Raw genomic sequence first — 206 nt, forward strand, 5'->3', positions numbered from 1 at the left:
GAAAACATATCTGTTTTAGCAGTAAGTTGAGCAGCTTCAGCTCGTGTTATGAATCTATTTGGTTGCCAGCCGTTATCAGTGCCATTAGAAATTTTTAAATCAATTAAAACATTGGCGAATTTTTCACCCCAATGCCCTTTTAAATCCTCAAATTTACTTTGGCCATTATCATGTGTTGTACTTTGTAATTTATAAGCATTTACTAG

1 protein-coding gene is annotated in these 206 nt (G+C 33.5%); it reads right to left on the reverse strand.

Annotation, left to right across the window (positions count from 1 at the left end; translation table 11 throughout):
- The coding region (locus H6481_RS28585; RefSeq protein ID WP_182813833.1) for an S-layer homology domain-containing protein at positions 1-206 on the reverse strand (206 nt) is incomplete at both ends.

It is taken from the genome of Bacillus sp. ME78, assembly GCF_903970865.1.
Classification (GTDB): Bacteria; Bacillota; Bacilli; order Bacillales; family Bacillaceae_G; genus Bacillus_A; species Bacillus_A cereus.